The sequence below is a fragment of the Nonomuraea sp. NPDC051298 genome (genome assembly GCF_055586305.1).
Map to the genome: position 1 here is coordinate 534,848 of NZ_JBVJIM010000001.1, position 15,047 is coordinate 549,894.

At 74.3% G+C, this 15,047-nt stretch carries 10 protein-coding genes; 4 read left to right on the forward strand and 6 right to left on the reverse strand.

The genetic code is table 11. The annotated features are described in order from the left end of the window. Nucleotides 1–54: 54 nt before the first annotated feature. Nucleotides 55–945 carry a LysR family transcriptional regulator gene (locus tag ACZ6S0_RS02660; protein ID WP_465912837.1) on the reverse strand — a complete coding sequence of 297 codons (891 nt, stop codon included), beginning with the start codon at nucleotides 943–945 and terminating at the stop codon, nucleotides 55–57. A 70-nt stretch (nucleotides 946–1,015) separates the two neighbouring features. On the opposite strand from ACZ6S0_RS02660, the gene ACZ6S0_RS02665 reads away from it, so the two are divergent. The 4 genes from ACZ6S0_RS02665 (at nucleotide 1,016) to ACZ6S0_RS02680 (ending at nucleotide 7,183) form a co-directional block, all read left to right on the forward strand. After that, nucleotides 1,016–2,395: a YeiH family protein gene (locus tag ACZ6S0_RS02665; RefSeq protein ID WP_465912838.1), complete on the forward strand. Its 1,380-nt coding sequence runs from the start codon at nucleotides 1,016–1,018 to the stop codon at nucleotides 2,393–2,395. Between the two features lie 120 nt (nucleotides 2,396–2,515). Beyond that, on the forward strand, nucleotides 2,516–3,442 hold the full coding sequence (locus tag ACZ6S0_RS02670; RefSeq protein WP_465912839.1) for a pseudouridine-5'-phosphate glycosidase: 927 nt from the start codon (nucleotides 2,516–2,518) through the stop codon (nucleotides 3,440–3,442). Beyond that, entirely contained in the window at nucleotides 3,439–4,368 is a 930-nt protein-coding gene (locus tag ACZ6S0_RS02675) for a carbohydrate kinase family protein (RefSeq protein ID WP_465912840.1), read from the forward strand. Before ACZ6S0_RS02670 ends, ACZ6S0_RS02675 begins: the two co-directional genes overlap by 4 nt. 82 nt (nucleotides 4,369–4,450) lie before the next feature. Further along, the gene (locus ACZ6S0_RS02680; protein WP_465912841.1) at nucleotides 4,451–7,183 is read left to right on the forward strand and encodes a hypothetical protein; all 2,733 of its coding nucleotides are present in this window, start codon (nucleotides 4,451–4,453) and stop codon (nucleotides 7,181–7,183) included. Between the two features lie 81 nt (nucleotides 7,184–7,264). Here ACZ6S0_RS02680 and ACZ6S0_RS02685 read toward each other — a convergent pair whose 3' ends face one another. The 5 genes from ACZ6S0_RS02685 to ACZ6S0_RS02705 all read right to left on the reverse strand — a co-directional run bounded on the left by ACZ6S0_RS02685 (nucleotide 7,265) and on the right by ACZ6S0_RS02705 (nucleotide 15,044). After that, nucleotides 7,265–10,462 carry a helix-turn-helix transcriptional regulator gene (locus ACZ6S0_RS02685; protein ID WP_465912842.1) on the reverse strand — a complete coding sequence of 1,066 codons (3,198 nt, stop codon included), beginning with the start codon at nucleotides 10,460–10,462 and terminating at the stop codon, nucleotides 7,265–7,267. 62 nt (nucleotides 10,463–10,524) lie between these two features. After that, entirely contained in the window at nucleotides 10,525–10,959 is a 435-nt protein-coding gene (locus ACZ6S0_RS02690; RefSeq protein ID WP_344883266.1) for a GNAT family N-acetyltransferase, read from the reverse strand. Between the two features lie 45 nt (nucleotides 10,960–11,004). Beyond that, nucleotides 11,005–12,141 (reverse strand): acyl-CoA dehydrogenase family protein, encoded by a 1,137-nt coding sequence (locus tag ACZ6S0_RS02695; RefSeq protein ID WP_465912843.1) that lies wholly within the window; start codon nucleotides 12,139–12,141, stop codon nucleotides 11,005–11,007. Between the two features lie 3 nt (nucleotides 12,142–12,144). Continuing rightward, on the reverse strand, nucleotides 12,145–13,050 hold the full coding sequence (locus ACZ6S0_RS02700) for a hydroxymethylglutaryl-CoA lyase (protein WP_465912844.1): 906 nt from the start codon (nucleotides 13,048–13,050) through the stop codon (nucleotides 12,145–12,147). Next, complete coding sequence (locus tag ACZ6S0_RS02705; RefSeq protein ID WP_465912845.1) at nucleotides 13,050–15,044, reverse strand: acetyl/propionyl/methylcrotonyl-CoA carboxylase subunit alpha; 1,995 nt, start codon at nucleotides 15,042–15,044, stop codon at nucleotides 13,050–13,052. Before ACZ6S0_RS02705 ends, ACZ6S0_RS02700 begins: the two co-directional genes overlap by 1 nt. Between the last annotated feature and the right edge of the window lie 3 nt (nucleotides 15,045–15,047).

The following is a 15,047-nucleotide window of genomic DNA, read 5'->3' on the forward strand; positions in this document are numbered from 1 at the left end:
GCGTCAACGCCCACCCGCCCCTCCCAGAAACCCCCAGAAAGCCACCGACAACGGTCAGGGGCGGCTGGCGATGGTGAGGAGGGTCGCGGCCGGGCCGGTCAGGGCGCGACCGCGACGCCACACCGCGCGCAGGCTCCGTACCAGGTTGATCCCCGACAGGGGCACCTCCACCAGCCGTCCCGTGGCCACGTCGGACTCCACCGCGTACCCGCTCAGCACCGCCGGGGCGGCCCCCGCCTGCGCCGCGCCCTTGACCGCCGAGTTGGACCCCAGCTCCAGCCGCGGGCTGGCCCGGTGCAGGCGGCCGAAGGCGACGTCGAGGGTCTCGCGCGTGCCCGAGCCCGGCTCCCGCACCACGAGCGGCGTGGCGGCCAGCTCCGGCCCCCTCAGCGCCGTACGCCGACGGGCCCACGGATGCCCCGGCGCCACCACGACGACGAGCCGGTCGGTCCCCACGACGCGCCCGGCCAGCCCGTCGGGCACCGTGGGCCCCTCGACGAAGCCCAGCTCCACCTCCTCGGCCAGCACCCGGGCCGCGACGTCGGCGGAGTTGACCACGTCGAGCCCCACCTGCACCTCGGGCTCCCGGTTCTGCAGCTCCCCGAGCCAGCGCGGCACCAGGTACTCGGCCACGGTCATGCTCGACGCCACCCGCAGATGGGCGGCCTCGGTGTGGCGTACGGCCTGGGCGGCGCGCATCAGCTCGTCCGCCGCGGCGAGCACCTGCGCGGCCCAGCCCGCCACCATCCTGCCCTCGGAGGTGAGCCTGGAGCCGCGCGGGGTGCGTTCGATCAGAGGCAGGCCGAGGCGGCGTTCGAGCTGGGCGATCCGCTTGCTCGCCGACGGCTGCGCGATGCCCGCGGCCCTGGCTGCCCGGCCGAGGCTGCCCAGCTCGCCGACGTCGACGAGGAGCTTGAGTGAGCCGAGGTCGGGGAGCGCAGTCATAGCCACAGGCTATGACCTCCCAGGCAATCACCGGCTACCGGTGAGGTCGGCCGCTCAAAAGACTGAGATCATGACCGTCGGCACCCGCGGACCCAACGCCGCCGCCCCGCCCCCCACCTCCCCCGGCAAACGCACGTCGGCCGGAAACTCCGCGCCCACCGCAGGGGCCGCATCCCCCGGCGACCCCGCGCCCACCGCTGCAGCCGCGCCTCCCGGTGACCCCGCGCCCACCGCAGAGGCCCCTTCCACCAGCCACTCCGCGCCCACCGTAGGGGCCGCGTCCACCAGCCGCTCCGCACCCACAGTCCGTCTCCCCGCCCCCGTCGCCGCTCTCCGAAGGGTGCGGCTGCTCTGGCCCGGGGTCGGGGCCACGGTGGTGGCGGTGCTGTTCTCGGTGCTCGTCAGCCGGTACGTCCCCGCGCTCAGCCCCGCCGTCGTCGCCGTGGTCACCGGGGCGGCCCTGGCCAACGTGGTACGGCTCGCCGAGCGGTCCAGGACCACGGCGTACCTGCCGACGTTCGAGCCAGGGCTGGCGTTCGTGTCCCGCCGGGTGCTGCGTACGGCGGTCGCGCTGCTCGGCCTGCAGATCGCCCTCCCGCAGGTGCTCGCGCTCGGCTGGCGGACGCTGGCCGTCGTGGTCGTCGCCACGGGGCTCACGTTCGCCGTCACGCCGCTGATCGGCCGCCGGCTCGGGCTGAGCCAGGGAACGTCGCTGCTCATCGCGACGGGCGTGTCCATCTGCGGCGCCTCCGCGATCGCCGCCATGCGTGAGAGCACCGACCTCCCCGACGGTGACGACGCCGCGGCAGGAGCCCTGAGCGTCGTGGTCCTGTACGGCACCGCGGCCATCGCCGTCATCCCCCTGCTGGCGTCCCTCGTGGACCTGTCGCCCGAGCAGCTCGGCGTGTGGACGGGCGCCGCCGTGCACGAGGTGGCGCAGGTGGCCGCGATCGGCGCGGCGTCGGGCGTGCTGGCCGGGGCCGTGACGGTCAAGCTGGCCCGCGTCGTCCTGCTGGCCCCGCTGGTCGCCCTGACGTCCTACCGGCACCACCGCGCCACCGCCACCGCCACCGTCCACCCGGCCCGGTCCCCCGCCGGACACCCCGGCACACGCCCGACCGAACCCCAGCCCGAACCTCAGACCCAACCCCCGGCCCAACCCCAGACCGAACGCGTCGCCCGACGCGTCTCGCGCCCGCCCGTCCTGCCGCTGTTCGTGGCCGTCTTCCTGGCGATGGTGGCCCTGCGCAGCACCGGCTGGGTGCCCGCGCCCGTCGTCCAGGCGGTGCCCACGGTCACGAACGTGCTCATGGCCGCCGCCCTCTTCGGCCTCGGCACCGGCATCGACCTTCGGAAACTGGTCAAGGGCGGCCGGGCTGCACTGCTCGGCGGCATCGCCACGGCGATCATCGCGGCCACGTCGCTGGCGGGGGTCGTCCTCGTCGTGTGATCCTCGAGTGGACGTCCGAGCCAGGCGGCCCGTACGCTGTTCCATTTGGAACAAAATTCGCGAAAGCGACCGTTCCCCGCTTGCTTGGCCAGGGACCACTCAAGGAGCACGAAACTCACGATGCGCACCGCCACCGACTCCGTTCTCCAACCGACCGACGAGGTCGCCGAGGCCCTGGCAACCGGCGCACCGGTGGTGGCGCTGGAGTCCACGATCATCTCCCACGGGCTGCCGCAGCCCCGCAACCTGGAGGTGGCGCGGGAGCTGGAGGGCATCGTACGGGCGGCGGGGGCCGTGCCCGCCACCATCGCCGTGCTGGACGGAGTGCCCCGCATCGGCCTGAACGAGGTGGAGCTGGAGCGCATCGCGACCGAGTCGGGCCTGCGCAAACTCGGCCAGCGCGACCTGCCCGTGGCCGCGGCGCTGAAGGCGAGCGGCGCGACCACCGTGTCGGCCACGTCGTTCCTGGCCGCCCGCGCCGGGATCCGCGTCTTCGCGACCGGCGGGCTGGGCGGCGTGCACCGCGACTGGACCGAGGACCAGGACGAGTCCGCCGACCTCGACACGCTCGCCCGTACGCGGATCACCGTGGTGTGCGCGGGCGTCAAGTCGATCCTCGACGTGCCCGCCACGCTCCAGCGGCTGGAGACGCGGGGCGTGAGCGTGGTGGGCTTCCGTACGGACACCTTCCCCGGCTTCTACCTGCACTCCTCCGGCCAGCCGATCGACTGGCGCGTCGAGTCGCCCGACGAGGCCGCGGACATCATGCGCGGCCAGGACGCGCTCGGCGGCCCGCGGACGGCGCTGATCGTGGCCAACCCGGTCCCCGAGGACCAGCAGCTCGACCCGGAGCTGCACGACCGCGTGCTGGGTGAGGCGCTGGCGGCGGCGGAGCGCGAGGGCGTCAAGGGTCAGGCGATCACTCCGTTCCTGCTCGGCTACCTGGTGAACGGCACCTCCGGCGCCTCGCTCGAAGCCAACCTGGCCGCCGTGCGCGGCAACACCGCGCTCGCCGCTCGGATCGCCCAGTCCTGGTCGCGGTCGTGACGGGCAACGCCCTCCTGGTCATCGGGGACGTCGTCACCGATGTGGTGGCGTTGCACGGCTCTCCGGTCATGTCCGGCACCGACACGGCCGCCGACATCGTCCTGCGTCCTGGCGGCTCCGGCGCGAACACCGCCGCCTGGGCCGCCTGCCTGGGCGCCGAGGTCCGCCTGCTCGCCAAGCTCGGCTACGACAGCAGCGAGTGGCACACCACCGAACTGATCAAGACGGGCGTGCACCCTCACATGGCCGTGGACCCCCACCACCCCACGGCCGTCGTGATCGCCATGGTCGACAAGAGCGGCGAACGCTCGATGCTCACCAACCGCGGCGCCGGGGGCCTGATCTCGGCGGCCGACTGGGACCCGGCCCTCCTCGACGGCGTGGTCTGGTTGCACCTGTCCGGGTACGTCCTGTTCGCCGAGGCGGGGCTCGGGCTGGCCAGGCGTGCCATGGCCGACGCGGGGGCCGCGGGCGTCACCGTCAGCATCGACCCGGCCTCCACGGGGCCGCTGCGCGACTTCGGCGTCGAACGTTTCACCCGCGAGACGGCCCCCGCCGGTCTGATCATCCCCAACCTCGACGAGGCCCTCCTTCTCACCGGGGCCACGACGGCGCAGGCGGCGGCCGTACAGTTGAGTGAGACGTACGGCACAGCGGTCGTGAAGCTCGGCGCGGAGGGCGCGCTGGCCGCCGTGGGCGGCGCGGTGGTGGCGACGACGCGGGGGGTGTCCACCGAGGTCGTGGACTCGACGGGAGCGGGCGACGCGTTCGCCGCCGGGTTCCTCTCCGCGACTCTGCGGGGCTCCGGCGAACAGGCGGCGCTGGAGGTAGGTTGCCGTGCTGGTGCCGAATGTGTGGCCCAGGTGGGGGGCCGTCCACGGTACGGTTTGGATCTGAACCGTCTTTACCCTATTCACACTGATTGATAGCTTGCCGCGTAGGCTGCACCATTAGCCACAAGCGTAACGAGCAGCACACGCGGCTCACTGGGGAGGATAAGGTCCGCCGATGGAAGTCGAGTCATCGATCTGCCTGAGCGACCTAGTCCCTGCGCTCCGCTGGAGCCGCCCGCAGCAGGTGGCCGAGGTGCTGGGCGATCCGCGCCTGCCTGCGGGGTGGTGGTCCTCCCTCGCGCTGTCGAAGGCCCTCGGCACGGCGGGGCTCGACTGGATCTGCGAACGCCTGGCCCGGCTGGCCTCCTCCCGCTGGGACCACCTGCCGCTGACCGACCTGCTGCCCGCACTGACGGTTCACCACATCGATCCCGCGCTGCCGGGCTGGCCCGAGCCCACCCGTACGGCGGTCACCGGCCTCGGCGGCTGGCAGCGGCTGCGCCGCCTCTCCCCCAGCGACCTGACCACCCCGTCGGCCACGCCCGAAGTCGTGATGGGCGCGGTCTTCCGCGAGATCCTCGGCCGCATCCCGGCCCAGCGCGAGGCGCCCGGGGCCGGTCACCCCGAGGTCACCCGGCCGCTCCAGCGCGGACAGGCGCCCGGTCGGCCCGCCTCCCCGCCCAGCACGGGGTCGTTCCCCGCACAGCCGGAAGGCGTGCCCCAGCCGCAGTCGGGCGCGTTCGCCGCCCAGGGCGGCGAGGCCGCGGCGGCCCAGGGCCCGGCCACGGGGGCGTTCGGCGGCCTTCCGCAGGGGCAGGGCGGCCCTTTCGCGGCGGCGGAGGGCGCGGCGGGCCCGCGTCAGCCGGGGTCGTTCCCCGCCCAGGCGGCGGCCCCCGACGAGGCGGCCGGCGCCCGTCAGACTGGGTCCTCCCCGCAACAGCCCTCGGGCGACGTCCCCGGAGTGCGGCAGACGGGGTCCTTCCCGGCCGTGTCCGAAGGCGGCCCAGGAACGCGTCAGACCGGGTCGTTCCCGGCACTGGGCGAAGGGGCCGCCGGAGGGCGCCAGACGGGGTCGTTCCCGGCACAGGCGGGTCCCCCGTCCGGACAGAGCGCCCCATTCCCGACACAAGCCGGTCCACCGCCCGGACAGAGCGCCCCATTCCCGGCACAAGCCGGTTCACCACCCGGACAAACCGGCCCATTTCCAACACAAGCCGGTTCGCCTTCAGGACAGAGCGGCTCTCTCCCGGCACAAGCCGGTTCACCGCCCGAGCAGGGCGGCTCGTTCGCTGAGCAACCGCAGGGCGGCGGGCCGCACCAGGGCTTCGAGGTCCTCCCACCGCGCCCCGCCCCGGGCGAGGGCCTGCCGCAACGCCCGGGCGAAGCGGCCCCGCCCCGCCCGGCCTCCGCCGAGCCCGGCCTGGCCGGACAGTCGGCCCGCCTCAGCCAACCCGGCCAGCCCGCCCAGTCGGAACGCCTCCCGCAGCGCCCCACGGGCTCCCAGCCCGTCCCTCAGCCCGGCTCTCCATCGGGCGGCGCGCAACCCGGCGGCCCTCAGCCCGGCGCTCAACCCGGCGGACCCCAGTCCGGCCCCCCATCCGGACGCCAGGACCTCGGCTCCCTCTCCACGGGCGCCCCGGCCCCCGGCAGCATGTTCACCAGCGGCGGCCCGCACACCGGCTCGATGCCCGCCGTCCCCGGCCCGCACACCGGCTCCATGCCCGCCGTCCCCGGCCCGCACACCGGCTCCATGCCCGCCGTCCCCGGCGCGGACGCCGCCAAGGGCACCCCCGGCGGCCCGTCCGCGCCCGGCTACCCGCCCTCCGGCCAGGCCGCCCCGTCCGACACCGACCACGCGATGGTCCGGGTCGTGGACAGCCTCTTCCGCAGTCTGGACAAGCTGGAGCTGGCGGTGGCCGTGCACCGGCTCTTCGCCGAGGACCCGGTCAGCCTGCGCACCCTCGCCCACAAGATGCTCGTGGACCGGGACGCGCTCTCCCAGGCCCAGCGCACGGCCGAGGAACGCGTGCTGCACTGGCTGCGCTCCTCCGAGTCGGCCCCGGTCACGGGTCACATGTTCCGGCTGACCGAGTGGCTGGGCGCGGCGGCCACCGAGGACCAGCTCGTCGGCGCCGACCCGGCCCACCCCGTGATGGTGCCGTCGCTGCGTACGCCGCTCTGGCGCGTGCTGGTGACGCTCATGCCGGACCGCCGCCTCCAGGACGACTGGCTGGTGGTGGGCGACATCCACGGCCTGCAGGCACGTACGCGGCAGCTCCTGGCCACCAGCCCGCCCGACGCCGACCCGGTGGCGCTCATGGGCGAGCTGGGCATCCGGACCCACTCGGCCAAGGCGTGGCTCGACGCCCTCCCCCCTGAGACGGCGGCCCCCGACCCGGCGGCCTCGGCCCCGGTCCCCGCGCAGCCCCTCCCCCGCCGTACCCCGGGGGCGAACGGTCACCACCACCGCGGCGGCCAGCCCATCCCGGCCGCGACCTCCGGCTCGATCGACCCGTCCGCCGCGCTCGCCACGCTGTCCGCCCTGTCGGGGGGCCGCTCGCCGATGCTGCCCGGCGGCCTCGCGGGCGCTCCCGCGACGCCTCCCCCGCCGCTGCCGAGCCCGTCGTCCGACCCTCGCCGCTGGCAGCGCATCGAGGTCACGCCGGAACACCTCAGGGGCGGCCCCGTGCCGGTCCCGGAGGGGTACGCGGCCCAGCTCGGCATGCGCCCCGGCACCCTCCTCTCGGTCACGGGCCCGGGAGACAACGCCATCGTCCTGGTCTGGCAGGGCCACCAGCCGGTCTTCGACTCACTCCAGCCGGTGCTCATGCGCCTGAACGCCCGCCCCGGCGACCAGGTCTACGTAACGGTGGACGGCTACCGCCTGGAAGCCCAGCTCACCGCCTGACCCCCACCCGCGAACCTCCCCCACCACGACCCCCGGCAGGCCGCCGGACACGACGGCCCGTAGTGGCTCACTCCCTGTGGCTCACTCTCCGTCGAACAGCCGCAGGCGGTGGGCGGTGGCGGCGGCCTCACCACGCGTGGCCACCCCCAGCTTGGCCAGAATGTTGGACACGTGAACGCTCACCGTCTTGGCCGAGATGAACAGCGACTGCGCGATCTCCCGGTTGCTGCGCCCGCCGGTCACCTCTCTCAGCACCTCCAGCTCCCGCGCGGTCAGCCCCAGCGGCTGCCCGTCGGAGCCCTGCTCGGAGCCGCCGACCCGGGACCGCCGACCGGGCACGTCGAGCTGCTCCAGCAGCGGCGCGGCGTCGAGCGCGCGGGCCAGGTCGCGCGCCCGTTCCAGCCGGTCCGCCGCCTCCTGCCGATCACCGCACGCGAGCGCCGCCTGCGCCGCCGCCGCCAGGCACTGAGCCTCCGCGTACGGCTGCCCCAACGCCGCCCAGGCCCCCACCGCCAGATCCCACGCCTTGAACCGCCACGCGGCCACCTCAGCAGCGTCGGCAGAGACCCCGGGAACAGCAGCGGCGAGAGAAGGAGCGGCCTCGGCGGGCTGAGCACCAGCGGAAGCACCGGCAGAAGCGGCGGCGGTCTCGGCGGCGGTCTCGTCGACCGATGGAAGGTCGGGGCCGGTCAAGGCGGTGAACGTGAGCCGGTGCGCCTCCTGCAGCTCACCCTCGACCTCGAGCCGCCCCGCGAGCTGCCGAAGCCGGGCCAGCAGCGACAACGCGAGCCGTTCGAGCGCACCCGCGCCATCGTCGGACGCGACATCTGCAGTCCCGACGCCTGCGGACGCCACGGCCACAGACACCCCCGTCCCCACGCCCACGCCCGCGACGGGCCGCTCGGACGGCACCGCGCTCCCGGTGGGCCGGCCGCCCGGCAGCACGGCCCCGACGAGACGGGCGGGCGGCACCACGGTCCAGACGAGTTGCGCGAACGCCACCAGCACCGGCCAGGCGTAGCGGGCGCTGTCGGCCAGGTCGCGCTCGTCCAGCGCCCGCGCCGCCATCTCCACGGCCGCGTCGAGCCGCCCCCGCCCCCGCAGAAACAGGACCTCCCTGCGCAGGTGGGGCAGCAGCGTCTGGTCGCGGAAGGTGCCGCGCGACAGCACCGTACGGGCCCACGCCAGCGACTTCTCCGCCCGGTCGTAGTGCCCCCGCGCGAGCGCGATGTCGGTCGCGAACCCCTGGAGGCTGGCCCGGTAGGGGGCGGGCGGCGCGAGGTCGAGCGCGCCCTCGATGACCTGGAGCGCCTCGTCCCAGCGCCCGAGCGACACCAGGGGCTCGGCCAGGTTGATCGACAGGAACGTGCCGGAGGTGCGGGCCAGGCCGTATTGCCCGGCCTCCTCGACCCCGTCGCGGGCAACCTGAGCGGCCCGCTCGTGCCGGCCCGCGCCTTCGAGCGCGTCGGACTCGGAGATCGCGCAGCGCATCAGCGCGCTGTAGGCGTCGCTGCGGTGGGCGATGCGGCGGGCCTCCGCGAACGCCCCGAGCTGGGACTCCATCTCGGAGTAGCGGGCCCGTGCCCAGGTGAGGCTGATGAGCGCGTGGGCCTCGACGTTGGCGTCGCCCACCGCGTGCCCGATCTCCATGGCGAGCTGGGCGGCGGCGAGCTTTTCCGGCCAGTCCTGCGGCCGGTGGAGCATGCGCGACAGCGTCTCCAGCACCTGGCCGCGCAGCCGGGGCTGGTCGTCGGGCACGAGCGCGGCGGCCTGGCGCAGGTCGTCGAGGTAGCCGGTGCGGCCGAGGTCGTAGCGGGTCAGGCCGCGCTGGCGGAGCATGGTGACCGACCTGATCGGGTCGGCGTCGTAGTCGAGGTCGGCGAGGACGGCTCCGGCCAGGGCGATGCTGCGTTCGTACTCGCCGGCCAGGTGGGCGACCGTGGCGGTCTGCCTGAACACGTCGAGCCGGTCGGCGTCGATGCGCTGGGCCGCGTCGGGCACCTGGTCCCACAGCTCCAGGACCCGGGAGAGCATCCGGAGCTGCTCGTCGTAGGCGGTGGACTTGCGGGCGGCGGCGGCCGCGTGCCAGGCGCTGACCAGCGCCCAGGTGGAGTCGTGGGCGGCGTGCCAGTGGTGGGCCAGCTCGATCGCGCCGCGCGGGGCGGGCAGGATCGACAGGTCGCGTTCGAGGGCCTCGGCGTAGCGGGTGTGCAGGCGGGTGTGCTCGCCGGGCAGCAGGTCGTCGTGGAGCGCCTCGCGGATGAGCGCATGCCGGAAGCCGTAGCCCTCGCCGTCGACCACGAGGACGTTGCCCGCGACGGCGGGCCGCAGCGCGCGTGACAGCGCGCTCTCGCCGAGCCCGGCGACGGCGCTGAGCAGGTCGTGCTCGATGCGCTGGCCGCCGGCGCTGGCCACCCGCAGCAGCTCCTGGGTCTCCTCGGGCAGCCGCTCGACGGCGGCCAGCAGCAGGTCGCGCAGCGACTCGGGCAGGGCCTCTCCCCCGCCGGACTCGCTGAGCAGGGCCTCGACGAACAGCGGGTTGCCCTCGCTGCGGGCGTAGATCAGGTCCATCGCGGCGGCGGACGGCTCGCGCTCCAGGATGCCGGCCGCCAGCGCCACGGCCTCCCTGCGGGTGAGCCTGCGCAGCTCGGCTCTGGTCACGCCCTCGACCCGGCCCAGCTCGGCGAGCAGCGGCCGCAGCGGGTGGGTGCGGTGCAGCTCGTCGGTGCGGTAGGTCACCACGATGAGCAGGCGGGTCGCGGCCCGCTGGTAGCGGACCAGGAACGTCAGCAGGTCGCGGGTGGAGCGGTCGGCCCAGTGGGCGTCCTCCACCACCAACACCACGGGACGCTCCTCGGCCAGCCGCTCCAGCAGCCCGAGCACCTGCTCGAACATCCGCGCCCTGGCCTCCGCGCCGTCCTTGCCCGGCTCGCCGAACTCGGGCAGCAGCCGCGCCAGCCCCCGCGCGTTGCCGCCCGGCACGAGCGCGGCCACCCCGTCGCTGCCCAGCTCGCGCACGAGCCCGCGCAGCACGGCGGTGAACGGCGCGAACGGCAGGCCCTCCGTGCCCAGCTCGAGACAGCCGCCGACGAGCACCCTGGCGTCGCCGGCCCGGCGGCCGGTGAACTCCTTGATCAGCCGGGTCTTGCCGACCCCCGCCTCACCGCCGACGAGCACCGTGGACGACGCCCCGGCACGCGCTCTGGCCAGCGCGTCACCGAGCGCGGTCAGCTCTCGGGCGCGCCCGACGAACAGCGGGCTCACGGCGTGGACTCTCACGCCCCCAAGGATGCCATCCGTCACCGACAGGAACGCCCCGGGTGGGTGGCGTCAGCCCGGACTCAGCGCAGGACCTTGCGGAAGAATGTGGCCGACGCCTCATATCCCAGCGCGTGGTAGAACTCCGGCGCGCGCCGCGTCGCCATGGCCACGTAGCCGGCCTCGCGCGACCTGGCCCACCGCTCGAACTCCTCCAGCAGCGCCCGCCCGGCGCCCTGCCTGCGCGACCCCGACTGGACCATGGCCTCCTCCACCCAGGCGACCGGCCCGTTGGCGAACAGCGTCAGGTGCACGAATCCCAGCAGGTAGCCGCGTACGCGCCCGCCTATGACGGCCGTGAGCAGCAGAGCGTCGTCGTTGGCCAGCAGCGCGGGCAGCGCGGCGTCGAAGGCGTCGCGCTCGGGCCTGAACGTCAGGCCGAACTCGCGGGCCAGCGCGAACACCTCGTCCGCGTCCGCCTTCTCCGCCTTCCTGATGAGAAGATCGTCAGCCGTCATGAGCAACGACACTAGATCGTCACACGGGCCGCGCGCAAACATGCCTCACAGGTCGCCGAGGCCGAGCTGCCGGGCGATGAGCATGCGCTGGACCTCGCTGGTGCCCTCGCCGATCTCCAGCACCTTGGCGTCGCGGTAGAAGCGCGCGACGGGGAACTCGTTCATGAAGCCGTATCCGCCGAACACCTGCGTCGCCTCCCGGGCGTTGTCCATCGCCGCGTTGGAGGCGACCAGCTTGGCGATCGCCGCCTCCTTCTTGAACGGCAGCCCGGCCAGCATCTTCTCCGCCGCGTGGTAGTAGGCCAGGCGCGCGGTGTGGGCGCGGGCCTCCATGTCAGCGATCTTGAACTGGATGGCCTGGTAGTGGCCGATCGGGTGACCGAACGCCGTGCGCTCCCTGACGTACTTCAGGCACTCGTCCACGCAGCCCTGCGCGAGCCCCACGCTGAGCGCCGCGAGCGCGACGCGGCCCTCGTCGAGGGTCTGCAGGAACTGGGCGTAGCCCCGGCCGCGCTCGCCCAGCAGGTTGGCGGCGGGGACGCGGCAGTCGGTGAAGGCCAGCTCGCGGGTGTCGGAGGCGTTCCAGCCCACCTTGGAGTACTTCTTCGACACCACGAAACCGGGGGTGCCGCTGGGCACGAGGATGGTGGAGATCTCCCGCTCGCCGGTGAGCGCGGCCACGCCGACGACGCCGGTGATGTCGGTGCCGGAGTTCGTGATGAAGGACTTCGTCCCGTTGATCACCCATTCGCCGCCGTCCAGCACGGCCGTGGTACGCATCCCGCCCGGCACGTCGGACCCGCCGCCCGGCTCGGTCAGCCCGAACGCGCCCAGCACCTCGCCGGAGGCCATCCTGGGCAGCCAGGCGGCGCGCTGCTCGCCGGTGCCGAACCGGAAGATCGGCATCGCGCCGAGCGACACCGCCGCCTCCAGCGTGATCGCCACGCTGGAGTCGACCCTGGCCAGCTCCTCCAGGGCCAGGCACAGGGCGAAGTAGTCGCCGCCCATCCCGCCGTACTCCTCCGGGAACGGCAGCCCGAACAGCCCCATCGCGCCCATCTGCCGCACGATGTCGTACGGGAACTCCTCCCGCTCGTAGAAGTCCCCGATCACGGGGGCGACCACCTCGCGGGCGAACGCCTCGACCGTCTTGCGCAGCTCTTCGTACTCGTCAGTGAGCATCTCTCAGCCTTTCGACAGCGCCTGTACGACGCGGGACGGGCTGGGCCGCCCGAGCAGCCCCGCCAGCCAGGTGCTGGTGGCGACGAGTTTGCCCAGGTCGAGCCCAGTGTCGATGCCGAGTCCGCGCAACATCCACACGAGGTCTTCTGTGGCGAGGTTGCCGGTCGCGGACTCGGCGTACGGGCAGCCGCCGATGCCTCCGGTAGAGGCGTCGACGGTGGTCACACCCGCTGTCAGGGCGGCCAGCGTGTTGCCGAGCGCCTGACCGTAGGTGTCGTGGAAGTGCACGGCGAGCCGTTCCGGGCTGCGGAAGGCCCGGATCAGGGCGGTCACGTGCCCCGGTGTGCCGACGCCGATGGTGTCGCCGAGCGACAGCTCGTAACAGCCGAGCCCGAGCAGCCGCTCCCCGACCGCGACCACCTGCGGGATCGGCGTGGGCCCCTCCCAGGGGTCGCCGAAGCACATCGACACGTACGCCCGCACCCTGACCCCGTGGTCCAGCGCCCTGGCCACGACCGGCTCGAACATCTCGAACTGGCTCTCCAGGCTGCGGTTCAGGTTCTTCGCGGCGAAGGTCTCGGTCGCGCTGGCGAAGATCGCGATCTCGTCCACGTCCCGGGCGAGCGCGCGGGCGAGTCCGCGCGGGTTCGGCACGAGGACGGGGTAGCGCACGCCCGGCCTGCGCCGCAGCCCGGACATCAGCTCGTCGGCGTCGGCGAGCTGCGGCACCCACCCGGGGTGCACGAAGCTGGTCGCCTCGATGACCTTGTGCCCGGCGTCGGCGAGCCGGTCGATGAACTCGGTCTTCACCTCGACGGGCACGACCGCGGACTCGTTCTGCAGGCCGTCGCGCGGGCCGACCTCGTAGATCGTGACCTGCTGCGGAAGACCCTCCAGCGGGTACGGCATCACGCCTCCTCAGCGGTGACCACGGCCAGGACGGCGTCCATGTCGACCGGCCGGCCCGCCTGTGCGGGCAGCTCGGAGAGCACGCCGTCGCACGGGGCGGTGACCGTGTGCTCCATCTTCATGGCCTCCACGATCACCAGCGGCTGCCCTTCGCTCACCCGGTCACCGACCTGGGCCTTGACCAGCAGGACCGTGCCGGGCATGGGGCTCCTGACGACGCCGTCGCCGGCCGTGGCGGCGCCTGGGCGGTCGCCGGGGTCGCCGATGAGGTGGCGGGTGAACGTCCAGGACGCGCCGTCCCTGCCCAGCCAGAGGGTGTCGCCGTGGCGTACGCACAGGTAGCGCTCGCCGCGCCCGCCGAGCGTGACGGTCAGGTCGGCGCCGTCGCGGCGGATCCGGGCCGGCACCGTCTCGTCAACCGTCCCGTCACCGGTACGGACCTCGGCCGACTCCTCGGGCAGCCCGCGGACCTGGATCGCGTGCACGCCGTCGCGCGACTGCAGCCGCCACGTCGTCCACGCCCGCTCCCCCAGCCGCCAGCCGTCGGTGACCTGCCACGGGTCGTCGCCCTGGGGCATGGCGTGGAAGACGAGCGCCGCCGCGGCGAGCACCTCCTGCGGCGCCTGCGCGGCCGGCAGGAGGCCGGGCAGCACCCGCTCGACCAGGCCCGTGTCCAGCTCGCCCGCCCGGACGGCCGGGTGGGCGGCCAGGGCGCGCAGGAAGGGGATGTTGGTGACCACGCCGAGGACCGCCGTACGGGCCAGCGCGCGGTCCAGCGCCCTGAGGGCGGCGGCCCGGTCGGGCGCCCGGACGACGACCTTCGACAGCATGGGGTCGAACTCGCTGCCGACGACCCCGCCCTCGACCAGCCCCGAGTCCACCCTGACGACCGTCTGCCCGGTGGCGGCCGGGCCCCGGTCTCCTGGTCCGCCTGGTTCGCCTGGTTCGCGCAGGAGGAGCACCCGGCCGCCGGTCGGGAGGAAGCCGCGCGCGGGGTCCTCGGCGTAGACGCGGGCCTCCACCGCGTGCCCGTCGAGCCGTACGTCGGGCTGCCCGAACGGCAGCGGCTCGCCCGCCGCCACCCGGAGCTGGAGCGCCACCAGGTCGAGGCCGGTGACCAGTTCGGTGACCGGGTGCTCGACCTGCAGCCGGGTGTTCATCTCCATGAAGTGGTGTGCGCCGGTGGTTCCGTCCACGATGAACTCGACGGTGCCCGCGCCGACGTAGCCGACCGCGCGGGCGGCCTCCACGGCCGCCGCGCCCATGCGGGCGCGCGTCTCGGGGGTCACGAAGGGCGACGGCGCCTCCTCGATGATCTTCTGGTGCCTGCGCTGCAGGCTGCACTCGCGCTCGCCGAGGTGCACGACGTCGCCGTGGGCGTCGGCGAGGACCTGGATCTCGATGTGGCGCGGGTTCTCGACGTAGCGCTCGATCAGCAGGGTGCCGTCGCCGAACGCGGCCCGTGCCGTCCGCCGGGCCGATTCGAGGGCGTCGGGCAGCTCGGCGGCCGAGCGTACCAGGACCATGCCCTTGCCGCCGCCGCCCGCGGACGGCTTGATCAGCGCGGGGAAGTCGCGCCACTCCGCCAGGACGTCGCCCGGCTCGGCCCCGCCCGGCACCACGGGCACCCCGGCGGCCGACACCGTGGCCTTGGCGCGGATCTTGTCGCCCATCGCCTCGATGGCCTCGGCCGGCGGCCCGACGAACACCAGCCCGGCCGCCGCGCACCGCCGCGCGAACCCGGCGTTCTCGGCCAGGAAGCCGTACCCGGGGTGCACGGCCTGGGCGCCCGACTCCAGCGCGGCTCCCACGATCGCCTCTCCGTCCAGGTAGCTCGGCACCTGGACGGCGACGTCGGCCTCGCGCACGTGCCTGGCCGCCGCGTCGGACGGCGTGTGCACGGCCACGGACGCGATGCCGAGCCCGCGCAGCGTACGCGCGATCCGTACGGCGATCTCGCCCCTGTTGGCGATGAGAACACGGTCGAACAACATGCG